At 72.4% G+C, this 21,277-nt stretch carries 19 protein-coding genes; 10 read left to right on the top strand and 9 right to left on the bottom strand.

Annotation, left to right across the window (positions count from 1 at the left end; all coding sequences use genetic code 11):
• Window positions 1-7: 7 nt before the first annotated feature.
• Window positions 8-889, bottom strand: a complete 882-nt coding sequence (locus ACWF9Z_RS16310; RefSeq protein ID WP_453602643.1) for an oxygenase MpaB family protein — start codon at window positions 887-889, stop codon at window positions 8-10.
• A gap of 229 nt (window positions 890-1,118) precedes the next feature.
• On the opposite strand from ACWF9Z_RS16310, the gene sph reads away from it, so the two are divergent.
• From sph to ACWF9Z_RS16295, 3 genes are all read left to right on the top strand, one after another.
• Window positions 1,119-2,108 carry a sphingomyelin phosphodiesterase gene (gene sph / locus ACWF9Z_RS16305; RefSeq protein ID WP_453602641.1) on the top strand — a complete coding sequence of 330 codons (990 nt, stop codon included), beginning with the start codon at window positions 1,119-1,121 and terminating at the stop codon, window positions 2,106-2,108.
• Between the two features lie 194 nt (window positions 2,109-2,302).
• Window positions 2,303-3,526: a helix-turn-helix domain-containing protein gene (locus ACWF9Z_RS16300; protein ID WP_453602639.1), complete on the top strand. Its 1,224-nt coding sequence runs from the start codon at window positions 2,303-2,305 to the stop codon at window positions 3,524-3,526.
• A gap of 119 nt (window positions 3,527-3,645) precedes the next feature.
• Window positions 3,646-3,975: a DUF6415 family natural product biosynthesis protein gene (locus tag ACWF9Z_RS16295; protein WP_453602638.1), complete on the top strand. Its 330-nt coding sequence runs from the start codon at window positions 3,646-3,648 to the stop codon at window positions 3,973-3,975.
• Window positions 3,976-4,213: 238 nt separating this feature from the next.
• On the opposite strand, the gene ACWF9Z_RS16290 is transcribed toward ACWF9Z_RS16295, so the two are convergent.
• Window positions 4,214-6,046 (bottom strand): AMP-dependent synthetase/ligase, encoded by a 1,833-nt coding sequence (locus ACWF9Z_RS16290; protein ID WP_453602636.1) that lies wholly within the window; start codon window positions 6,044-6,046, stop codon window positions 4,214-4,216.
• Window positions 6,047-6,158: 112 nt separating this feature from the next.
• On the opposite strand from ACWF9Z_RS16290, the gene ACWF9Z_RS16285 reads away from it, so the two are divergent.
• Genes ACWF9Z_RS16285 through ACWF9Z_RS16275 form a run of 3 tightly spaced genes read left to right on the top strand, consistent with a single transcriptional unit; the run spans window position 6,159 to window position 7,642 of the window.
• A complete protein-coding gene (locus ACWF9Z_RS16285; protein WP_453602634.1) occupies window positions 6,159-6,887 on the top strand; it encodes a MerR family transcriptional regulator in 729 nt (242 codons plus the stop codon).
• A 9-nt stretch (window positions 6,888-6,896) separates the two neighbouring features.
• On the top strand, window positions 6,897-7,457 hold the full coding sequence (locus ACWF9Z_RS16280) for a maltokinase N-terminal cap-like domain-containing protein (RefSeq protein ID WP_453602632.1): 561 nt from the start codon (window positions 6,897-6,899) through the stop codon (window positions 7,455-7,457).
• Entirely contained in the window at window positions 7,454-7,642 is a 189-nt protein-coding gene (locus ACWF9Z_RS16275; RefSeq protein WP_453602630.1) for a hypothetical protein, read from the top strand. The genes ACWF9Z_RS16280 and ACWF9Z_RS16275 overlap by 4 nt, the downstream gene beginning before the upstream one ends.
• A 54-nt stretch (window positions 7,643-7,696) precedes the next feature.
• On the opposite strand, the gene ACWF9Z_RS16270 is transcribed toward ACWF9Z_RS16275, so the two are convergent.
• The 6 genes from ACWF9Z_RS16270 to ACWF9Z_RS16245 all read right to left on the bottom strand — a co-directional run bounded on the left by ACWF9Z_RS16270 (window position 7,697) and on the right by ACWF9Z_RS16245 (window position 15,137).
• Complete coding sequence (locus ACWF9Z_RS16270; RefSeq protein WP_453602628.1) at window positions 7,697-9,880, bottom strand: 3-hydroxyacyl-CoA dehydrogenase NAD-binding domain-containing protein; 2,184 nt, start codon at window positions 9,878-9,880, stop codon at window positions 7,697-7,699.
• Between the two features lie 56 nt (window positions 9,881-9,936).
• Window positions 9,937-11,151, bottom strand: coding sequence for an acetyl-CoA C-acetyltransferase (locus ACWF9Z_RS16265; RefSeq protein ID WP_453602626.1), 1,215 nt, complete (start codon window positions 11,149-11,151; stop codon window positions 9,937-9,939).
• Window positions 11,152-11,251: 100 nt separating this feature from the next.
• A complete protein-coding gene (locus tag ACWF9Z_RS16260; RefSeq protein ID WP_453602624.1) occupies window positions 11,252-12,394 on the bottom strand; it encodes an acyl-CoA dehydrogenase family protein in 1,143 nt (380 codons plus the stop codon).
• Between the two features lie 12 nt (window positions 12,395-12,406).
• Complete coding sequence (locus ACWF9Z_RS16255; RefSeq protein ID WP_453602622.1) at window positions 12,407-13,432, bottom strand: LLM class F420-dependent oxidoreductase; 1,026 nt, start codon at window positions 13,430-13,432, stop codon at window positions 12,407-12,409.
• Window positions 13,432-14,688 (bottom strand): CaiB/BaiF CoA transferase family protein, encoded by a 1,257-nt coding sequence (locus ACWF9Z_RS16250; RefSeq protein ID WP_453602620.1) that lies wholly within the window; start codon window positions 14,686-14,688, stop codon window positions 13,432-13,434. Before ACWF9Z_RS16250 ends, ACWF9Z_RS16255 begins: the two co-directional genes overlap by 1 nt.
• Before the next feature lie 44 nt (window positions 14,689-14,732).
• Entirely contained in the window at window positions 14,733-15,137 is a 405-nt protein-coding gene (locus ACWF9Z_RS16245) for an MmcQ/YjbR family DNA-binding protein (RefSeq protein ID WP_453602618.1), read from the bottom strand.
• Window positions 15,138-15,493: 356 nt separating this feature from the next.
• Between ACWF9Z_RS16245 and ACWF9Z_RS16240 the strand changes: the two genes are divergently transcribed.
• Window positions 15,494-16,699, top strand: a complete 1,206-nt coding sequence (locus tag ACWF9Z_RS16240) for a saccharopine dehydrogenase family protein (protein WP_453602616.1) — start codon at window positions 15,494-15,496, stop codon at window positions 16,697-16,699.
• Window positions 16,700-16,789: 90 nt separating this feature from the next.
• On the opposite strand, the gene ACWF9Z_RS16235 is transcribed toward ACWF9Z_RS16240, so the two are convergent.
• The gene (locus ACWF9Z_RS16235; protein WP_453602614.1) at window positions 16,790-17,470 is read right to left on the bottom strand and encodes an endonuclease V; all 681 of its coding nucleotides are present in this window, start codon (window positions 17,468-17,470) and stop codon (window positions 16,790-16,792) included.
• Between the two features lie 26 nt (window positions 17,471-17,496).
• On the opposite strand from ACWF9Z_RS16235, the gene ACWF9Z_RS16230 reads away from it, so the two are divergent.
• From ACWF9Z_RS16230 to ACWF9Z_RS16220, 3 genes are all read left to right on the top strand, one after another.
• Entirely contained in the window at window positions 17,497-17,796 is a 300-nt protein-coding gene (locus ACWF9Z_RS16230; protein WP_453602612.1) for a YciI family protein, read from the top strand.
• Between the two features lie 525 nt (window positions 17,797-18,321).
• The gene (locus ACWF9Z_RS16225) at window positions 18,322-18,738 is read left to right on the top strand and encodes an SsgA family sporulation/cell division regulator (protein ID WP_453602610.1); all 417 of its coding nucleotides are present in this window, start codon (window positions 18,322-18,324) and stop codon (window positions 18,736-18,738) included.
• A 270-nt stretch (window positions 18,739-19,008) separates the two neighbouring features.
• Window positions 19,009-20,649, top strand: coding sequence for an ABC-F family ATP-binding cassette domain-containing protein (locus ACWF9Z_RS16220; protein ID WP_453602609.1), 1,641 nt, complete (start codon window positions 19,009-19,011; stop codon window positions 20,647-20,649).
• Window positions 20,650-21,277 lie beyond the last annotated feature (628 nt).

Raw genomic sequence — 21,277 nt, 5'->3', positions numbered from 1 at the left:
CGCCCCCTCAGCGGGCGCCGGCGCGCCGGCGCGCCCGCGCCGCGCGGGCGATCGGGAGGTAGCGCAGCCGCTCCGGCAGGAGGGGTACCAGGACGCGTACGGCCGTGCTCAGCAGGCGCAGCCGGCGCTCCTGGGCCGGGGTCCACCGCAGGCCGATGGCGGCACGGGCCTCAGGCGGCATGTAGCCGACGGTGACGAAGGCCCGGAAGTGCAGGAACGCCGGCCGGAGCACCGGCCAGGCGAGCCGCAGCAGGAGGCGCACCGGCAGCGTGCCGCCCTCGGGCCGGGGCAGCGGGGTGTCGGTGGCGACGAGCTCGAGGGCGACCTTGGTGGGCTCGATCTCCTCGGCCAGCATCCTGCGGTAGTAGGGCCAGTACTCCTCGATGGTCTGCGGCATGTCCCGGTCGTGGAGGCCGAGGATGCGGCCGACCTGGAGCCACTCGCGGTAGAGCTGCCGCTCCTGGGCGGGGGTGAAGCGGCGCAGCAGGTAGCGCCCGGCGTAGAGGTAGACGGGGAAGCCGGTCGCGTGCACCCACGCGTAGCAGGCGGGGTCGAGCGAGTGGTAGCGCCGCCCCCTGGTGTCGGTGCCCTGGATGTCCTTGTGCAGCCTGCGCACCCGGCGGCCCTCGGCGACGGCGTCCGCCCCGCCGTACACCCACAGCTGGACGGAGCGCAGGGAGCGCTCGCCGCGGCCCCAGGGGTCGGTGCGGAAGACGGAGTACTGGTCGACCCCGGCCCCGATCGCGGGGTGCGCGACCTGCAGGGTGAAGGCCGCGGGCAGCATGAGCAGTCCCCGGACGTCCCCGGCGATGGTCCAGAGCACTCCGCCCGGCGGCGGGGGCTCGGGGTCGGTCCGGCCCTCGGCCGTCGGCCTCGCGGTCGTGGTCATGCGTACGCCCCCAGATGTCGGTCTCCGTTCCTCCAGTATGGACGCGAACCGGCCACTCCTCGCCGTCCCGCGGGGCGGCGACCGGCCGCCCCGCGGCGGGCGCCCGGGCCTGCCGGAGTCCGATGTCCTCACCCCGGACAGAAAGTCGTGTCACGGGTGTTACCCCGAAGTAACCTCGGCTGCTTGGATGGCGGAGCCGATCTTCCCCCCACGAACGAGGGAACCCCCCATGCCGTTCAGCCAGCCCCGCAAGGCCCGGTCCGCCGCGGCCGTCGTCGCCGCGATCGCCGTCGGAGCGCTCGCCGCCACCACGACCCCGGCCGCGACCGCCGCCGAGGCCTCCGCCGCGCCGCGGCTCAGCGTCCTGACGTACAACACGTTCCTGATGAGCAAGAACCTGTACCCGAACTGGGGCCAGGACCACCGTGCGGCGCAGATCCCCAAGGCCTCCTTCTTCCAGGGCCACGACGTGGTCGTGGTCCAGGAGGCCTTCGACAACGGCGCCTCGGACGCGCTGAAGGCCAACGCCTCCGCGCAGTACCCGTACCAGACCCCGGTCGTGGGGCGCAGCAAGAGCGGCTGGGACGCGACGGGCGGCGCGTACTCCTCCACCACCCCGGAGGACGGCGGCGTCGCGATCCTCAGCAAGTGGCCGGTCCTGCGCAAGGAGCAGGTCGTCTACAAGGACGCCTGCGGCGCCGACTGGTGGTCCAACAAGGGCTTCGCCTACGTCGTCCTGGACGTCAACGGCGCCAAGGTCCACGTGGTGGGCACCCACGCCCAGTCCACCGACCCGGGCTGCGGTGCGGGCGAGGCGGCGGACATGCGCGCCCGCCAGTTCCGCACGATCGACGCCTTCCTCGACGGCAAGAACATCCCGGCGAACGAACAGGTCATCGTGGCGGGCGACATGAACGTCGACTCGCGCAGCGCGGAGTACGCCTCCATGCTGGCCGACGCCGACCTGGCGGGCTCCGACACCCGCACGGGGCACCCGTACTCCTTCGACACCGCGCTGAACTCGATCGCGAACTACCGCTACCCGACGGACCCGCGCGAGGACCTGGACTACGTGCTCTACCGCAAGGGCAACGCCCGCCCGGCGAACTGGGAGAACAACGTGGTCAAGGAGCAGTCGGCGCCCTGGACCGTCTCCAGCTGGGGCACGTCCTACACGTACACCAACCTCTCCGACCACTACCCGCTGATCGGGCGCTGATCCACCTGCCGGGGCGTGTAGTTGAACGCTACCTTCTGTTCAACACGGGGCGGGCCGGCCAGTGGTACGGCGCCTCCTGACCGCACAGCACAACGCCCCCTCCCGCCCTGCGGGCGAGAGGGGGCGATTTTGTCATTTCCCCGTCACCGAACGGGAGTAGCGTTCTGGGTGTCTAGGTCAGAACGGAGTCCAGTATGCCCGCGCAGCAAGACACCGCACCCGCCAACCAGACGTTTGCCCAGCGCGCCCGCACCGCGAGAGACCGGACAGGGCTCACCCGCCCCGTCGCCGCCGGCCTCGTCGGTCGCTCGGCCGAGTGGGTCAAGGGAATCGAAACAGGCGCCATCGGGATGCCCCGTCTCCCCATGCTCATCCGCCTCGCCACGGTCTACGAATGCGACGTCGCCGACCTCACCGGTGACGACCGCATCAGCGCGGCCACGTACACGAAGGCCGCGCACGCCGATCTCCCCGCCATCAAGCGGGCCTTGACCACCTACCGGCTCGTCCCGGGCGACTCCCAGCCCGAGTCGGCCGAGGTGCTGCAAGCCCGCGTGCGGCAGGCCTGGAAGCTGTGGCACGGCACCGGCGACCACCGCTCCCGGATCGCGATGCTCCTGCCCGACCTGCTCGTCGACACCCAGCACGCCGTCCGCGCCCTGGACGGGCCCAGCCGTCGCCAAGCCCTCATTGCCCAGGCCCAGACCTACCATCTTGCACAGCTGTTCCTGGCGTTCCAGCCCACGCCGGAGCTGGTCATGATGACCGGTGACCGGTCGATGGCCGCAGCGCAGGAGGCCGACAGTCCTCGAGCCATCGCCGGAGCCGCCTGGTACATGAACCACGTGTACCGCGACGCCAACGAGGCCGCGGAGGCCCGCGTCGAGCTGGCTGAGCAGGCTTCCGCGCTGCTACGGCAGGACAACGAGGAGGACTTGGCGCGCTGGGGCCTGCTCCAGCTCGCGGTTGCGCTGTCCTTCGCGAAGGTGGGCAGGGCTGGTGACGCCTGGCGGTACTGGGACCGCGCGGCGGACGCTGCCCGACGGCTCGGCGAGAGCTACGCGCATCCGTGGCTGATCTTCGGGGACGGGGTGGTCTCCGCGTACGCGCTGACCATGCACAACGACTTGGTGCAGCCCGGCAAGGCCCTGGATGTCGCGGACGCCCTCGACTTGGACACGGTCCCGTCGGCTACCCGCCGCGCCTACCACTTCGTGGAGATGGCCCGCGCGCACGGCCTGCGGGACGAAGGCGTCGCCCAGGTCGCTCTGCTACAGAAGGCGTTCAAGACGTCACCGGAGACGGTCCGCTTCAACATGCACACCCGCATGGTGCTGCCCGAGCTCGCCAAGACCGGGCCCCGCGCGGTCCGGAGCGACGCACGAGAACTCGCCCTCGAACTGGGCGTACCGATGTGACCACGGAGAGGTAGGAACCTTACCCCTCGGCGAGGGGGTAGGAACTCCACCCCTCGCCCCTGCTGACCTGCCCTACCGTCGTCTCACCACCCGCTGATGACGGTAGGGAGCACCCCCGAATGAACCCCGGCGAGACGCAGACGGCCGAGGAGCTCGCGGCGCGGGCCCTGGCGCCTTACGACCAGCGGCCCGACGCCGAGGGCGTGGCGCACCTGATCGACGACCTGATCAGCGCCGGGCAGAACCTCCACGCCGCGGTGTCCCGGATCCCGGGGGCCCAGCGCACCGAACGCGCGGGCGCCGCGCTGATCGAATGGTCGTACTTCGTCGACGCGGGCCCGCTGGGCCACGGCGACCACGCGAACTGGAACCACGCCCGCGGCCTCGCCCGCATCATCCGGATCATGGTGTCGACGGTCGTTGAGCACCGCCCGGCCGGCGCCCGGTGAACGAGCCCGTCCGGCAGCTGCTCTACGTGGCGAGCGTGCTCGGTCTCCTCGCGGCCATCGTCATCGGCACAGCCCGCTGAACCGCACCTCCCCCGAGCTCGCCGGAGCTCGCCGGAGCTCGCCGGAGCTCGCCGGACGGTACCGGATCCGCTCAGCCGGCCCCCTTCGAGCGCTCCCGCTCGCTCGCGAAGTCCTGGAAGATGCTCGAAGGCGGCCGGCTCGGTGAGGTACACAGCTCCTACGAAGCCTCGTGTGGCTGCTCGTACAGCCCCTCGATCAGGGCCCCGTACTTCTCCCGGATCACCCGGCGGCGCAGCTTCAGCGAGGGCGTCAGCTCCCCCGAATCCGGGCCCCATTCCTCGGTCAGCAGCCGGTAGCGCTTGATCTGCTCGGTCCGGTTGAGCCGCGCGTTGGCCGCCCCGACGGCGCGGTCGACCTCCTCCCGCACGGCCGGGTGCGCGGCCAGCTCGCCGGGCGTGGCGGCCTCGATCCCGTGCGCCGCGGCCCAGGCCGGGGCCAGTTCCGGGTCCAGGACCAGGAGGGCGACGAGGTAGGAGCGGCCGTCGCCGTGCACCAGCGCCTGCCCGATCAGCGGGTGTTCCTTGACGGTGTTCTCCACCAGGGCCGGCGAGACGTTCTTGCCGTTCGAGGTGATGATCAGTTCCTTCTTCCGGTCGGTCAGCCAGAGGAACCCGTCCTCGTCGAGCCGGCCGACGTCCCCCGTCGGGAACCAGCCCTCGTCGTCGCAGGCGCTCTCCACCGACCCGTCGGGGAGCAGGTAGCCGCCGAAGACCGTCTCCCCGCGCGTGAGGATCTCCCCGTCGGCGGCGAGCCTGAGCTCCAGCCCGTCGATCGGGCGGCCCACCGAACCCAGCCGGAAACCGTCCGGGCTGTTGACCGTGCACACCCCCGAGGTCTCGGTCAGCCCCCAGGCGTCCATGATCGTGATCCCCCAGCCCGCCCAGAAGCGGACCACGTCGATCGGCATCGGCGCGGTGGCGCTCGCCGTCCAGACCAGCCGGTCCAGCCCCGCCAGCGAGAGCAGGGGGTCCAGCACCCGGTCCTTCGCGACGGCGTACGAGGCTTCGAGCGCGGCCGGAAGCTCTTCCCCGCGCTCCTGGTGGGCCGCACGGGCCCGCGCCACGTCGTTCGCCGCCCCGATGGCGCGGCGCTGCTCCTCGGGCAGCCGCTCGAGCACCGCCCGTACGGAGGCGGCCAGCTTCTCCCACACCCGGGGGACGCCGAAGAACTGCACGGGGTGCAGCTCGCGCACCGCGACCGACACGGCGGCCGGATCGGCGCACAGCCGGACGTGGGCGGCCCGCAGCAGCGGCAGGTAGATGCCGAGGACGCGCTCGGCGATGTGCGCGAAGGGCAGGTAGCAGACGTGCTCGGCGTGCTCGGGCAGATCCACGTGCCGGTCGAGCCGGACGGCCTGGAGCATGACGTTGCGGTGGGTGAGGCGGACGCCCTTGGGGTCGCCGGTGGTGCCCGAGGTGTAGACGACGGTCAGCGGGTCCTCGGGGCGGATCTCGCGCGCGGCCTTCTCGAAGGCCTCGGGACGGTGCAGGCGGGCGCCGCTCGCGCGCAGGGAGCCGTAGGTGCGGTGCGGGCCCGCCTCCGCGGCCTCGGCCACGACGAGCCGCTCCAGGGGGACCTGCGGGTCGGACAGCAGCGGCTCCCACCGGGCGAGTTCCCGGGCCCCCTCGACCACGGCGACCCTGGCCCGGCTGTGGCGGGCTATGTGGGCTATCTGCCCGGGCGCGGAGGTCCCGTACACGGTGACGGGCACGGCGCCGAGGTGGACGAGCGCGAGGTCCGTGAGCCAGTGCTCGGGGCGGTTGCCCATCATCAGCAGGACGTGCTCGCCGCGCTCCACGCCCAGGGCGGCGTAGCCGGAGGCGAGGACGGACACGGTCCGGCGGACGTCCGCCCAGCTGAGGGTGGACCAGCCCGCGCCCTCGCGCCACGAGAGGGCGGGCAGGTCCGCGTACTCGGCGGCGTTGCGCGCCAGCAGGTCGGGGAGGGTGAGCTCGTCGAGAGGGGCGGGCAGTCGCAGTTTCGTGGTCATGGGCAGCTCCTGGCCGTTTCACATCGTTGGTGCGACAGCAATACTGTTGAACCGCGGTACACGATCTGTGCCGAGCGAAGACGTGCTGATCAGAGAGCGAGGCGGAGCGCACATGACCACCCAGGCACCCGAGCCGGCGCTCACCGTCGACGAACTGGCGGCCAGGGCGGGCGTGACCGTCCGCACCGTACGGTTCTACAGCACCCGCGGGCTTTTGCCCCCTCCCGTGATCGGACCCCGTCGGGTGGGGCACTACGGGCCCGAGCACCTCTCCCGGCTGGCGCTCATCGAGGAGTTGCAGCACCAGGGCATGACCCTGTCCGCCATCGAGCGGTACCTCGACGCGCTGCCCGACGACCTGAGCGCCCACGATCTGGCGATCCACCGCGCGCTGGTGGCCACTTGGGCCCCGGACGCCGCGCTGGAGTCCTCGCTCGCCGAGCTGGAGAAGCGGGCCGGCCGGACCCTGACGGAGGCCGACCTGCGGCGGCTGACGGCGATGAACGTGCTGGCTCCGGCCGCGGAGGGCTACCGGGTGGACGTGGGGCTGCTGCGGCTCGGGGTCGCCCTGCTCGACGTGCCGATCGCCCACGAGACGATCCTGGCCGCCCGCACGGTCCTGCTGGAGCACGCGCGCACGGCCGCACACCAGTTGACCGCGCTCTTCCGCGACGAGGTGTGGGGCCCGTTCACCGAGGGCGAGAGCGATCCGGAGCGGGTCGAGGCCATGAAGGCGCTGTCCGCGCACATGCAGCCGATGGTGGTTCAGGCGCTGGTGACGGCCTTCCAGCGCTCGCTGAAGGAGGAACTGCGCGCCGCCTTCGTCCCGGAGGCGGAGTAGGTTCGCCCCATGGCGACGATCTACAAGACGACGATGACCCCCGGCAAGCTGGAACTCGTCACTGCCTGGCTGCCGACGCGGCCGTGGTACGTGGCCACGGGGCACCCGCCCGCCCTGGCCCGGTCGGGCGGCTTCCGGCTCGACGATCCGCAGGGCGAGGTGGGCATGGAGTTCATGGTGCTCACCGACACCTCGGGCGGACGGGAGACCACCTACCACGTGCCCCTCACCTACCGCGGCGCCCCGCTCGGCGCCATCGGGGACGCGGGGGACGCAGGGGGCGCGGGCGACGCCGGAGCGGGCCTCGTGGGGACCTCCGAGCACGGTGTGCTCGGCACGCGGTGGATCTACGACGGCGCCCACGACCCGGTGCTCGTGGACCGGTTGCTCGCCCTGCTGCAGGGCCGCGCCGTCGCACAGCACCAGACCGCGAGCGACACCCCGGACCCGTCCGTCACCGCGTGGTACGGCGGCGAACTCCCGTCGGCGCTCTCGCCCGGACCTCTGGAGGTCTCCCACACGGCGCGGGGCACGGACGTGCTCGTGGCGGGCGGGCGGCGCTCACCGTGACGCGCGTACTGCGGGCCCACGACGAGGACCTTCGCGAAGGCGCGGACGCGCACGAGGCCTCGTCCGCCTCCGCCGGGACCCTCGGCCGGCTCACCGCCGGCTGGACCACGCCGGACGGCGCCGGACACCGGGGCCCGTTCGCGACGTTGCACGCCATCGGGCGTCCTCCGCACACCACGGCCTGACCCCTCCCGCGCGGTCCCGGGGCTCGCCGGCCCCGGGACCGCGCGGCGGACGGGTCAGTCGGCGTACGTCTCGCCGCGCTCGGCCTTCTCCACCAGCGAGGCGGGCGGGGTGAACCGCTCGCCGTACTGGGCGGCCAGCTCACGGGCCCGGGCGACGAAGCCGGGCAGGCCGCCCTCGTAGCCGTTGATGTACTGGATCACGCCACCGGTCCAGGCCGGGAAGCCGATGCCCATGATCGAGCCGATGTTGGCGTCGGCGTACGAGGTCAGGACGCCCTCGTCGAAGCAGCGGACGGTGTCCAGCGCCTCGGAGAAGAGCATCCGCTCCTTCATGTCCTCGAACGGGATCTCGACGTGTCCGTCCCCTGCGGCCTTGGTGAAGTGCTCGCGCAGCCCCGGCCAGAGGCCCGCGCGCTTGCCGCCCTCGTCGTACGCGTAGAAACCGCCGCCGCCGCTGCGCCCGGGGCGCCCGAACTCGTCGACCATGCGGTCGATGACGGTGTCGGCGGGGTGCTCCGACCAGGGACGGCCCTCGGCCTCGAAGGCCTTGCGGGTCTCGTTGCGGATCTTGCGGGGCAGGGTGAGCGTCAACTCGTCCATCAGGGAGAGGACCTTGGCCGGGTACCCGGCCTGGGCCGCGGCCTGCTCGACGGAGGCGGGCTCGATGCCCTCGCCGACCATCGCGACGCCCTCGTTGATGAACTGGCCGATGACGCGCGAGGTGAAGAAGCCGCGCGAGTCGTTGACCACGATCGGGGTCTTGTTGATCTGCCGTACGAGGTCGAAGGCGCGGGCGACGGCCTCGTCGCCGGTCCGCTCACCCTTGATGATCTCCACCAGCGGCATCTTGTCGACGGGCGAGAAGAAGTGCAGTCCGATGAAGTCGGCGGGACGCGCAACCCCTTCCGCCAGGCCCGTGATGGGCAGCGTGGAGGTGTTGGAGCAGAGCAGCGCGTCGGGAGTGAGGAACTCCTGGATCTCCTGGAACACCTTGTGCTTGAGGGCGGTGTCCTCGAAGACGGCCTCGATGACGGCGTCGCAGCCCGTGAGGTCGGCCGGGTCGGCGGTCGGGGTGATCCGGGCCAGCAGTTCGGTGCGCTGGGCCTCGGTCGTACGGCCGCGCGACAGCGCCTTGTCCAGCAGCTTCTCGGAGTAGGCCTTGCCCTTCGCGGCGGCCTCGGGGGTCACGTCCTTCAGCACGACCTCGATGCCCGCGCGGGCACAGGAGTAGGCGATTCCGGCGCCCATCATGCCGGCGCCGAGGACGGCGACCTTGGTGACCTTGCGGGGCGCCACACCCTGGGGGCGGCTGCGGCCGGCGTTGACGGCCTGGAGGTCGAAGAAGAACGCCTGGATCATGTTCTTGGCGGTCTGCCCGGTGACCAGCTCGGTGAAGTAGCGGGCCTCGATGGTCAGCGCGGTCTCGAAGTCCACCTGGGAGCCTTCGACGGCGCAGGCCAGGATGTTGCGCGGCGCCGGGTAGGGGGCGCCGGCGAGCTGCTTCTTCAAGTTGGCCGGGAAGGCCGGGAGGTTGGCGGCGAAGCGCGGGTTGGACGGGGTGCCACCGGGGATCCGGTAGCCCTTGACGTCCCACGGCTGCTGCGAGACCGGGTTCGCGTCGATGAAGGCGCGGGCCTTGGCGAGCATCTCCTCGGGCGTGGCGGCCAGTTCGTGGACCAGACCGTTGTCCAGGGCGCGCTGGGGGCTGTACTGGGTCCCCTGGAGCAGCACCTTGAGCAGCGCGTCGGCGATGCCCATGAGGCGGACGGTGCGGGTGACGCCGCCGCCGGCCGGGAGCAGGCCGAGGGTGACCTCGGGCAGGCCGATCTTCGAGCCGGGCGCATCGAGGGCGACGCGGTGGTGGGAGGCCAGGCAGATCTCGTAACCGCCGCCCAGGGCCGCGCCGTTGATCGCGGCGACCACGGGCTTGCCGAGGGTCTCGATGCGGCGCAGCGAGCTCTTGATCGCGGTGCCGGTGTCGAAGGCGAGCTGCGCGTCCTCGGGGCGCAGCCGGATCATGTCCTTGAGGTCTCCGCCCGCGAAGAAGGTCTTCTTGGCGGAGGTGAAGATGATGCCGCGGATGGCATCCTTCTCGGCCTCGGCCCGGTCCGCGATCGCCGCGATGGAGTCCTTGAAGGCCTGGTTCATCGTGTTGGCGGACTGGTCGGGGTCGTCCAGGACGAGGGTGACGACTCCGGTGTCGTCCTGTTCCCAGCGGATCGTGGTGGACTCGCTCATTTTCGCTACTTCCGTGTCGGCCGTGTCAGGGAGGTGGTCTGGGATACCGGGACGGGTCAGAGGCGTTCGACGACGGTCGCGACGCCCATGCCGCCACCGACGCAGAGGGTGACGAGCCCGTAGCGCTTGTCCTGGCGCTCCAGTTCGTCGACGACCGTGCCGAGGATCATCGCGCCGGTGGCGCCGAGCGGGTGGCCGAGCGCGATGGCGCCGCCGTTGACGTTGACCTTGTCGAGGGAGACGCCCATGTCCTTGACGAAGCGGAGCACGACGCCGGCGAAGGCCTCGTTGATCTCGATCAGGTCGATGTCGTCGATGGTCAGCCCGGCCTTGGCGAGGGCCTTGCGGGTGGCCGGGGCGGGGCCGGTGAGCATGATGGTGGGCTCGGAGCCGGAGACGGCGGCCGAGACGATCCGGGCGCGGGGCGTGAGCCCGTTGCGGGCGCCGGCCTCGCGGGAGCCGATCGCGACGAGCGAGGCGCCGTCGACGATGCCGGAGGAGTTGCCCGCGTGGTGGACGTGGTCGATCTTCTCGACCCAGTGGTACTTCTGCAGCGCGACGGCGTCGAATCCGCCGAGGTCGCCGATGTCCGCGAAGGACGGCTTCAGCTTGGCCAGGGTGTCGGCGGTGGTGCCGGGGCGGACGAACTCGTCGTGGTCCAGGACGACCAGGCCGTTGCGGTCGGTGACCGGGACGACGGACTTGGCGAAGCGGCCGTCCTTGATGGCCGCGGCGGCGCGTTCCTGCGACAGGGCGGCGTACTCGTCCACGTCGCGCCGGGAGAATCCCTCGATCGTGGCGATCAGGTCGGCGCCGATGCCCTGCGGGACGAAGCCGGTGTCCCAGTTGGTCATCGGGTCGTTGAACCAGGCTCCGCCGTCCGAGGCCATCGGGACGCGGGACATGGACTCGACGCCGCCGGCGAGGACCAGGTCCTCCCAGCCGGAGCGGACCTTGGCGGCGGCCAGGTTGACGGCTTCCAGTCCGGACGCGCAGAAGCGGTTCTCCTGGAGGCCCGCGACGGTGTCCGGCAGACCGGCGGCGATGGCCGCGATCCGGGCGATGTCGGAGCCCTGGTCGCCGACCGGGCCGACGACGCCGAGCACGATGTCGTCGATGGTGGCGGGGTCCAGGCCGGGGTTGCGCTCGCGCAGGGCGTGGATGAGGCCGACGACGAGGTCGATCGGCTTGGTGCCGTGCAGGGAGCCATTGGCCTTGCCGCGGCCGCGGGGGGTGCGGATCGCGTCGTATACGTAAGCTTCGGTGCTCACTGGTCAAGCCTTTCGGAGGTGCGGAGGCGGATCGGGCGAGTTCGGACGAGGGGGGCGCGGCGTGACCGGGGCCGGGAGCCTGAGGCCCGGCGCCCGGGTGCTAGCCGAGCAGGGAGCGGCCGATGATCTCCTTCATGATCTCGGTCGTACCGCCGTAAATGGTCTGGATCCGGCCGTCGGTGAAGGCCCGCGCGACCCGGTATTCGGTCATGTAGCCGTAGCCGCCGTGCAGTTGCAGGCAGCGGTCGGCGACCCGCTTCTGGAGCTCGGTGGCCCACCACTTGGCCATCGAGGCGTGGACGTGGTCCAGCTCCCCGTTGGCATGGTCGGTGATGCAGCGGTCGAGGAACGTACGCGTGACCGCGCACTCGGTGGCCATCTCCGCGATCTCGAACCGGATGTGCTGGAGCTTGGAGAGCGGCCGCCCGAAGGCCTCGCGCTCCTTCACGTACTGCGTGGTGATCTCCAGCAGGTACTCGGCGGCGGCGATGCCCGCCATCGCGATGCCCATCCGCTCCTGCGCGAGATTGGTCATCAGGTGGACGAAGGCCCCGTTCAGCTCGCCGAGCAGGTTCTCCTTCGGGACGCGCACGTCGTTGAAGAAGAGCTCGGCGGTGTCCTGCGCCTTCTGGCCGATCTTGTCGAGGTTGCGGCCTCGCTCGAAGCCCTCGGTGCCGCGCTCCACGACCAGCAGCGACATCCCGTGCGCCCCGCCCTCGGGCGTGGTCTTCGCGACCACGATCACGAGGTCGGCGAGGATCCCGTTCGAGATGAAGGTCTTGGAGCCGTTGAGCACCCAGTGGTCGCCCGCGTCCTCGGCGGTGGTCCTGATGCCCTGGAGGTCGGAGCCCGCGCCCGGCTCGGTCATCGCGATGGCGGTGATGATCTCGCCGGAGCAGAATCCGGGCAGCCAGCGGCGCTTCTGCTCCTCGGTCGCCAGCGACGTCAGGTACGGCCCGATGATGTCGTTGTGCAGGCCGATCGCGAGCCCGGCGGCGCCCGCCCGGGTGAACTCCTCGGCGATGACCGCCGCGTACCGGAAGTCGGTGTTGCCGCCGCCCCCGTACTCCTCCGGGACGGCCAGGCCGAGCAGCCCCTGGCGGCCGGCGGCGCGCCAGGCCTCGCGGCTGACGATGCCGTCCTTCTCCCACTGCTCGTAGTGCGGCAGCACCTCCTTGGTGAGGAAGGTGCGGACGGTCTCGCGGAACGCCTCGTGGTCGGCGTCGAAGAGCTGGCGTTTCATTGCAGGGGCCCCCTAGAGCCAGTTCTTGACGGTTTCGACGAGCCGGGCCGGCTCGGGGCCGACGGGCGTGACGTTGAGCATGGTCACCCCGGCGGCCCGGAAGGCCTCGACGCGCTCGCGCACGTAGCCCTCCGGCCCGCACAGGGTGGTGAGTTCGCACAGTTCGTCCGGGACGGCGGCCGCGGCCGCGCGCTGGTGGCCGGAGAGGTAGAGCTCCTGGATCTCGCGGGCGGCGTCCCCGTACCCGTAGGCCACGGCCAGGTCGTTGTAGAAGTTCTTGCCGACCGCGCCCATGCCGCCGACGTACAGGGCGATCTGCGGCCGCGCGAGCTCCCGTACGGCCGCCGCGTCCGGGCCGATGGCCAGGAGCCCGCCCGCCACGGTCCGCAGCGGGCCGAGTCCCGGCGCGCGCAGCGCGGCGCCCTGCGCGAGCGCGCTCCCCCACACGGCGTCGGCCTTCTCCGGCACGAAGAGGGTGGGGAGCCAGCCGTCGGCGATCTCGGCCGTCATCCGCACGTTCGCCGGGCCCAGCGAGGCCACGTAGACGGGGATGTCCGCGCGGACCGGCCGGGTCAGCATCTTCAACGGCTTGCCGTGCCGGCCGCCCTTGTCCGGCGGCAGCGGCATGTCGGTGATGCCGTGGTGGTCGATGGTCTCGCGGCGCCAGATGCGCCGGCACAGCTCGACCGTCTCGCGGGTCCGGCCGATCGGCTTGTCGTACGGCTTCCCGTGCCAGCCCTCGACCACCTGCGGGCCCGACGCGCCGAGGCCGAGCAGCGCCCGGCCGCCGGACATCGCGTCCAGGCCCGCCGCCGTCTGGGCGATGAGCGCGGGCGTGCGCGAATAGACGTTGAGGATGGCGGAGCCGATCTTCATCCGCTCGGTGCGGGCCGCCAGGTATCCCATGATCGTCGGGGAGTCGAAGCCCCAGGCCTCGGCGACCCACACCGCGTCGAGGCCGGCCGCCTCCAGCGCGGCCGCCTGGTCGGCGGCCCGGCGCGGGTCCCCGGCGTAGTCCAGCAGCATGGACAGTTCCATCAGCCCTCCTTCCCCAGCAGCGCCGGTACGCCCCAGTCGGCCGCGACCGACTCCGTGTGCGCGCCGGGCAGCGCCGGGCCGCTCACGACGGCGGCGGGGGTCGCGGAGAAGCGGGGCGCGGGGGCCGGCTGGGTGATCCCGCCGAAGTCGCTGAAGGTGGCGCGGGCGGCGAGGTGCGGGTGGTGCGGGGCCTCGCGCAGCGAGAGCACGGGCGCCACGCAGGCGTCGGTGCCCTCGAAGACGGCCGTCCACTCCTCGCGGGTACGGGTCTTGAAGCGCGCGGCGACGGCCTCGCGGAGCTCGCCCCAGCGGGCCAGGTCCTTGCGGGCGGGGGCCTGGTCCGCGATGCCGAGCAGCTCCACGAAGGTGTCGTAGAACTGCTGTTCCAGCGCGCCGACCGCCATGTACTGGCCGTCGGAGGTCTCGTAGGTGCCGTAGAAGGGGCAGCCGCCGTCGAGGAGGTTGGCTCCGCGCCGGTCCTGCCAGCCGCCGGCCGCCACCATGCCGTGGATCATGGCGGTGAGATGGGCGGTCCCGTCGACGATGGCCGCGTCGACCACCTGGCCGGCGCCGCCCGGGGTGCGGGCATGCTGGAGGGCGGCGAGGACTCCGATGACGAGGTAGAGCGAACCGCCCGCGTAGTCCCCCACCAGGTTGGCGGGGACGGCCGGGGCCTCGCCCGCACGGCCGATCATGCCGAGGGCGCCGGTGACGGCGATGTACGCGATGTCGTGCCCGGCGGTGTGGGCGAGCGGCCCTTCCTGCCCCCAGCCGGTCATCCGGCCGTACACGAGCTTCGGGTTGCGGGCGTGACAGTCGGCCGGGCCGACGCCGAGCCGCTCGGCGACCCCGGGGCGGAAGCCCTCGATGAGCACGTCGGCGCGCTCGACCAGGTCGAGCACCCGGGCGGGGCCCTCGGCGGACTTGAGGTCGATGAGGACGGAGCGCTTGTTGCGATTGGTGATGTCGAAGGCGGGGTTGACCGCGAGTGCGCCGCCTCCGGGGCGGTCGACGCGGACGACGTCGGCCCCGAGGTCGGCGAGGACCATGGCGGCGAACGGGCCCGGCCCGATGCCGGCCAGCTCGACAACGCGCACGCCCGCGAGCGGGCCGCTGCCGCGGGCCGTCGCATCGCCGCCCGCGCGGCCGCTCCCGCTGCCGTGCTCGCTGTCGGGCGCGTTCCCTGTCACTGCCATCGAGCCCCCAGGATCCCGTGGCACCCCTGCGGCCACTGTGTGACACAACTGATGTAACACCAGTGATGCTAGGAACCTGTTCCACTCAGCACAAGAGCAAGCGCTTAGCCGGTTGGCCCGTTTCGCTCGGCGATCCGGGCGTCGAGCTCCTTGAGATGCCGCTTGAGGGCGACGGTCCGGTAGCTCTCCTCCACCCATTCGCACAGCACCTCGGCGGAGGGCGCCCCCTTCTCCCCCAAGGGCACGGAGACCCAGCCGGCCCTCCCCAGTCCGTAGCCGGTCGGCTCCGCGCCGGGAGCGGTCATCGCATGACCGTGCAACGCCTCGTCCTTGAGCTTGACGGAGAGCCCGGGCGGCTGCGGGCCGTCCGCGTTGCCGAGGAAGACGAAGATCTTCTTGTTGACCTTCACCACACGGTCCTCGGGGCCCCACGGGAACTCCTCCCCGGCCTCGGGCAGCCCCAGGGCGTACGCCCGGACCGCTTCCCACTTGCGCACCGCTGCCTTCATCGACGCAACGCCTCCCATGCGTACGGGTCACACCGGCTCATGCCGACGGTTCGCCCCTCGAGGGGACCGTCCCTCCTCACGCTAACGCCGGCCGCCGACACCCGGCCGACGACACCCGGCCCGCGACCCCGGCCGGCGACTCGACCGCGACGCCCCGGCGCCCGGCGGCAGAGAACCGACCCCCGGCAGGGGCTTGCCGCGGCGGCCGTCCGTGGCGGGTCTCCGACGGCGCGGGGGGGGCGGGCCGTACAGGACCGCCGCGCCCCTTACCCTCGGTCACACCCGCCCGCGCGGAACGCCCGTACGGGCGCTAGCCTCAGCCACCACCGACACCGACACACCTTGCGAGGCCGCCGATGAACGCAGATGCCCGACACGAACCGCGCACCGCGGAACGGGAGTACGACATCGTGCTGTTCGGCGCGACCGGGTTCGTCGGGGCGCTGACCGCCGAGTACCTCGCCGCCCACGCCCCCGCCGGCTGCCGCTGGGCCCTCGCGGGCCGCGACCTCGCGAAGCTGGAGCGGCTGCGCGAACGGCTGGCCGCCACCGCTCCGGGCTGCGCGGACCTGCCGTTGCTGCGCGCCGACGCCCAGGACGCCGGGGCACTGCGCGAACTGGCCGCCTCCACCCGGGTGCTGGCCACGACCGTGGGCCCGTACGTCTGGTACGGGGCCGAGCTGGTCGCGGCCTGCGCCGCGACGGGCACCGACTACCTGGACCTCACCGGCGAGCCCGAGTTCGTGGACCGGATATACGTGGACCACGACGCGCGGGCCCGCGAGAGCGGTGCCCGGATCGTCCACGCCTGCGGGTTCGACTCCGTCCCGGCCGACCTCGGCGCCTACTTCACCGTCGGCCGGCTGCCGGCCGGGGTGCCGCTCCGCGTGGACGGGTTCATGCGCTCCAACGCCGTCTTCTCGGGCGGCACCCTGACCACGGCGCTGACCGCCATGGGCCGCGGACCGCAGCTCCTGGCCGCCGGCCGCGCACGCCGCCTGCACGAGCCGCGACTGCTGGGCCGGCGGGTACGGGGACCCGTGGGCGCACCGCGCTACAGCCGGGAGACCGGGACCTGGGCGCTGCCGCTGCCCACGCTGGACCCCAGGATCGTGGCCCGGTCGGCGGCCGCGCTGGAGCGGTACGGTCCGGACTTCCGCTACCGGCACTACGCCTCCGTGCGGCACCTGCCCGTAGCGCTCGGCGGTGCGGCGGCGGTCGGCGCGACCGCCGTGCTCGCACAGATCCCGCCGGTGCGGCAATGGCTCGCGGACCGCTGGGAGCCCGGACGCGGCCCGGACGCGGAGCGGCGGGCGCGCAGTTGGTTCAGCGTCCGGTTCGTGGGCGAGGGCGGGGGCCGCCGCGTCTTCACCGAGGTCTCCGGCGGCGACCCGGGTTACGGGGAGACCGCGAAGATGCTGGCGGAGTCGGCGCTCTGCCTCGCCTACGACGCCCTGCCCGGGCGCTCCGGCCAGCTGACCACCGCGGTGGCCATGGGCGACGCCCTGCTGGACCGGCTCCAGAAGGCGGGCATCCGCTTCCGGGTGGCGGCCGAGGACTGATCACCGGCCGGCGCTGCGCCCACCCGCGCCGGCCCCCGCGCCCCTGGCCGGGCCACCGCCCGCACCGGCGGCCGGCCGGCGGTCACCGCCCTAGACGGTGGCCTCGCGCAGCGCCCGCCGGCACAACGAGTCGGCGTGCCGGGTGGTCTCCGGGATGCGGAAGCGGGGGCTGAGCGCGAGGGCGTGGGCGCAGGCGTTGTCCAGCGACACGCGGTGCCCGACCGACACGTAGACGGGCTTGATCCCGTCCTGCGTGCGCAGCGCCCGCCCGACGACCTCCCCGTCGGCCGCGCGCAGCGGGGCGGCGTCACCGCGCCGGGCGCCCGGTTCCTCGTAGGTGAAGGTGAACGGGTTCTTCGCGACGCCGATGGCGGGCAGCCCGGTGACCACGCCGAGGTGGCAGGCGAGGCCGAAGCGGCGGGGGTGGGCGAGCCCGTAGCCGTCGCAGACGACGAGGCCGGGCGTGACGCTCAGCGCCTCCAGCGCGGCGAGCACGGTCGGCAGCTCGCGGAAGGCGAGCAGTCCGGGCACGTAGGGGAAGCTGACGCGCCCGACGGAGGTGGCTTCCTCGACCACCTGGAGGGTGGCGGCGTCCAGCACGACGGCCGCGGCGGCGACCAGGTCGCGCTCGTCGTCGTAGGCGACGTCCACCCCGGCGATCAGCCCCGTACCGGGCGGCGGCCCGGCTTCGCTCACCACCACGCGTCCGCGCAGCTCGTCTTGTATCGCCTTGGCTTCGGCCTCGTCGGCGGGGGTCTTCGCGCTCGTCATAGTGGAGCGAGAGTAGCCTGACGATCATGTTCGTCATGGAGCTCACCTACACCGCGCCCGTCGAAGCCGTCGAAGAAGAGATGGACGCCCACATCGCGTGGCTGGACGGCTACTACGCGGCCGGCATCTTCCTCGCCTCGGGCCGCAAGGTCCCGCGCGACGGCGGCATGATCCTGGCCGGCGGGGTATCCCGCGCGGAGATCGAAAAGATCGCCTCGGAGGACCCCTTCACCCTGGCCGGCGTCTGCGCCTACCGCATCACGGAGTTCCTCGCGACGAAGACGTCGTCGGACCTCTCGACGGTCCGCGAGAACCCGGGGGCGTAGGGGGTTCTGACGGCGGGCCGCGGGCGACGGAGCGAAGGTGGGGTTGAGCTGGGCCGGGCTGGGCTGCGGGTGGGCCTGGGCTGCGTTCGTGGGCGGGGTCACCGTGGCCTGGGCTGTGGCCTGTCAACGCACCCGCCAGACCGCAGCGAAGGCCCCCCCCCGCCCCACCGTCAACGCCCCCACCCACCCGCAGCCCAACCCAGCCCCACCCAGCCCGCACCCTCACCCCCCACCCCTCACCCCTCACCCCTCACCCGAACAGCGCACCCCGCCGCAGTCTCACGGCCGCCTTGCGCCTGTGGAGTGAGCGGGAACCAGCCTTACTGTGGCCGCTCCGGAGCCCGTGGGGAGGGCCGCAGGGCCCGTGGCCACTGCCACCCTGTTCGATCACACAGATGGATTCAGGCCATTCGGTGACACAGCTCACGCAATCGCGTGTGCACGGATTCGCCGAATTCAGCGTCTATCCCGTTGCCGGACACCACCCCAGTCTCCGGCGAGAGATCCGCCGCAAGGGAGCGAGCCTTGATCACTGTCATCGAGCAGGCCGTGCAGGCCCGACTGGTTGCCACCGCGCCGAAGGTCGACACCGTCCCGGTCACGTTCTGCTACGACCGATCGGACCCCTTCGCCGTTCGCATGGCGTTCCCCGCCCCCGCCACCCTGGAAGGCGTCGAGGTCTCGTGGACCTTCTCGCGCGAACTCCTGGAGGTCGGGCTCGACCGGCCGGCAGGCTACGGGGACGTGCGGGTGCGCCCGTACGACGCCGACCGGACCACCGTCGAGTTCCACGCCCCCGAAGGGGTCGCGATCGTACTGATGGTGACCGCCGAGCTGCACCGCTTCCTGGAGCGCGTCTCCACGATCGTGCCACCGGGCCTGGAGCACCTCTACCTCGACGTGGACCAGAGCCTCGCCGAACTGATGCGCGACTCCTGCTGACCCTCCCGGTCACGGCCCCTCCCCCTCGCCCCCATCCCCCTCGCCCTAATTCGTTTGCGAGCGGCTTCGACCGCCCGTAGCTTCGTAGACGCCCCATTGCCGTCGAAACGGAGTAGGACATTGCTCGTCTGAGGTCCGAGACACCGACCCCCGTCATCCTTCACACCCGAGTACGTACGCGCCTTGACGCCTACGCGCTCTCACCGCATCACCGACGGCCGGCTGTCTCCCCCGCGTTGCACGCACCGTTCACGCAACCTGGAGGCCTCCATGAGCCCTGCTCCCACCTTCGTCACCTGCTCCGCCCTGTCCTTCGAATGGCCTGACGGAACACCCGTCTTCGACGACTTCCATCTGTCCGTCGGCCCCGGACGTACCGGCCTGATCGGGCTCAACGGCTGCGGAAAGTCCACCCTGCTCAAACTCATCGCGGGTGAACTGTCGCCGTCGGAAGGCCAGTTGAACACAGCCGGCAGCGTCGGCTATCTCCCGCAGACCGTCACCCTCGACACCGCGCTGCGCGTCGACGAGGCACTCGGGATCCGCGCCGCCCGGACCGCTCTGCACGCCATCGAGGCGGGCGAGGCCACCGAGGCGAACTTCGCCGCCGTCGGCGACGACTGGGACGTGGAGGAGCGGGCCCTCGCCACGCTCGACCAGCTCGGACTCTCCCGGATCGGACTGGACCGTACCGTCGGTCAACTGTCGGGCGGAGAAGGCGTATTGCTGCGCCTGGCCGCCCTCTTGCTGGCCCGGCCGGACGTCCTGCTCCTGGACGAGCCCACCAACAACCTCGACCTGCGGGCCCGCCGGCGGCTGTACGCGGCCGTCGAATCCTGGTCCGGGGTGATGCTCCTGGTCAGCCACGACCGGGAACTGCTGGAGCGCGTCGACCAGATCGCCGATCTGCGGGACGGCGAAGTGCGCTGGTACGGCGGCAACTTCACGGACTACGAGGACCTGCTCGCGGCCGAGCAGGAGTCGGCCGAGCGGATGGTCCGGGTCGCGGAGGCCGACGTACAGCGCCAGAAGCGCGAACTGGCCGACGCGCAAGTGAAACTGGCCCGGCGCAAGCGATACGGACAGAAGATGTTCGAGAACAAGCGCGAGCCCAAGATCGTCATGGGTGCCCGCAAGCGCGCGGCGCAGGAGTCGGCTGGCAAGCACCGCATCATGCACGCCGAGAAGCTGGCCCAGGCCAAGGAACGCCTCGACCAGGCGGCCGACGCGGTGCGCGACGATGCCGAGATCCGGATCGAACTCCCCGCCACCCAGGTCCCGCCGGGCCGCCGCGTACTCACCCTGCGCGATCTGCGCCTGGCCCACGGCGCGTCGGTCGCGGGCGAGTGGGAGCTGCGCGGCCCGGAGCGGATCGCACTGGTGGGCCGCAACGGCTCCGGCAAGACGACCTTGCTCCGGACGATCGCGGGAGAACTGGAGGCGGCGTCCGGGGAGTCGGCGACGCACGTGCCGACGCGGTTCCTGCCGCAGCGTCTCGACGTACTGGACGACGACCGCTCGGTGGTGGAGAACGTGGCGCGCTTCGCCCCGCACGCCACGAACAACCTGATCCGCGCGCGGCTCGCCCATTTCCTGTTCCGGGGCGCACGGGCGGACCGGCCCGCCGGCACCCTCTCGGGCGGCGAACGGTTCCGGGCCACGCTGGCGGCACTGTTGCTGTCGGAGCCCGCTCCGCAGTTGCTGATGCTGGACGAGCCGACGAACAACCTGGACCTGGCGAGCGCGGGCCAGTTGACGGACGCGCTGGACTCCTACGAGGGCGCGCTCGTGGTGGCCAGCCACGACGTGCCGTTCCTGGAGTCGATCGGCATCACGCGGTGGCTGCTCCTCGACGGCGAGCTCCGCCCGACCACGGCGGAGGAGGTCCGGGAGTCGCTCTGGCACGAGTGAGACGGCGGGCCCGGCCCTCGAGGCGGCATCCGCCGAGGGGGCGCCCGTCGGGACGCCTCTCACCGGGACGGTGAGCACCTCGGTGCCACAGAGGCCGGCCGTGCCGGACAGGCAGGGACGGGGCCGTCCCGCGCCCCGCCCGGCGGCCCGCTCCATGCGCACCGCCGGGCGAGGCTACGGAGTAGCTCGGCTCCGCCGTCCGGGCGGGTCCCCACCGGAACGCGGGGACCGACCGCCGGCCACGAAGAGCCATCCCGCCGGACCGGGAGCAGCGCGCGGAGCGCGCCCGTGCGGCGGTGCTCGTCATTCCGTTCACCGTCGGCGGCGTCGCCGGATCCCGTCGGTCCTTCACGAACGCCATGGCGGCGACCGGCGAGCCGGACGCCAGACAGCTGGACGCTTCGCACGGCTCGAGGGCGCCGGATTCGCAGATGAATCCGCTCCGCCACCGTGGGGCGCCGGAGCGGCCGCGCCCGCCGGCCCTGCCCGTCACCGGCTCCCGCGGCGTCGTCCACGCCATCGCGCGGACCCCCTGTCCGGCGGCCGGGGGGGGGGGGGGCGCCGGGGGGGGGGGGCCCCGGGGGGGGGGCGGCGCCGGGCGCGCGGCGCCCGCCAGGCGCCCCGCACC

The sequence above is a fragment of the Streptomyces sp. NPDC054961 genome, from assembly GCF_053609145.1.
The sequence above is the reverse complement of the archived record's forward strand: the minus strand, read 5'-3'. Positions and strand labels throughout refer to the sequence as shown.

Excerpts from the sequence above, each read along its gene's own strand:
- ACWF9Z_RS16310 (WP_453602643.1), bottom strand. The coding sequence starts at position 889 with ATGACCACGACCGCGAGGCCGACGGCCGAGGGCCGGACCGACCCCGAG.
- sph (WP_453602641.1), top strand. The coding sequence starts at position 1,119 with ATGCCGTTCAGCCAGCCCCGCAAGGCCCGGTCCGCCGCGGCCGTCGTC.
- ACWF9Z_RS16300 (WP_453602639.1), top strand. The coding sequence starts at position 2,303 with ATGCCCGCGCAGCAAGACACCGCACCCGCCAACCAGACGTTTGCCCAG.
- ACWF9Z_RS16295 (WP_453602638.1), top strand. The coding sequence starts at position 3,646 with ATGAACCCCGGCGAGACGCAGACGGCCGAGGAGCTCGCGGCGCGGGCC.
- ACWF9Z_RS16290 (WP_453602636.1), bottom strand. The coding sequence starts at position 6,046 with ATGACCACGAAACTGCGACTGCCCGCCCCTCTCGACGAGCTCACCCTC.
- ACWF9Z_RS16285 (WP_453602634.1), top strand. The coding sequence starts at position 6,159 with ATGACCACCCAGGCACCCGAGCCGGCGCTCACCGTCGACGAACTGGCG.
- ACWF9Z_RS16280 (WP_453602632.1), top strand. The coding sequence starts at position 6,897 with ATGGCGACGATCTACAAGACGACGATGACCCCCGGCAAGCTGGAACTC.
- ACWF9Z_RS16270 (WP_453602628.1), bottom strand. The coding sequence starts at position 9,880 with ATGAGCGAGTCCACCACGATCCGCTGGGAACAGGACGACACCGGAGTC.
- ACWF9Z_RS16260 (WP_453602624.1), bottom strand. The coding sequence starts at position 12,394 with ATGAAACGCCAGCTCTTCGACGCCGACCACGAGGCGTTCCGCGAGACC.
- ACWF9Z_RS16255 (WP_453602622.1), bottom strand. The coding sequence starts at position 13,432 with ATGGAACTGTCCATGCTGCTGGACTACGCCGGGGACCCGCGCCGGGCC.
- ACWF9Z_RS16245 (WP_453602618.1), bottom strand. The coding sequence starts at position 15,137 with ATGAAGGCAGCGGTGCGCAAGTGGGAAGCGGTCCGGGCGTACGCCCTG.
- ACWF9Z_RS16240 (WP_453602616.1), top strand. The coding sequence starts at position 15,494 with ATGAACGCAGATGCCCGACACGAACCGCGCACCGCGGAACGGGAGTAC.
- ACWF9Z_RS16235 (WP_453602614.1), bottom strand. The coding sequence starts at position 17,470 with ATGACGAGCGCGAAGACCCCCGCCGACGAGGCCGAAGCCAAGGCGATA.
- ACWF9Z_RS16230 (WP_453602612.1), top strand. The coding sequence starts at position 17,497 with ATGTTCGTCATGGAGCTCACCTACACCGCGCCCGTCGAAGCCGTCGAA.
- ACWF9Z_RS16220 (WP_453602609.1), top strand. The coding sequence starts at position 19,009 with ATGAGCCCTGCTCCCACCTTCGTCACCTGCTCCGCCCTGTCCTTCGAA.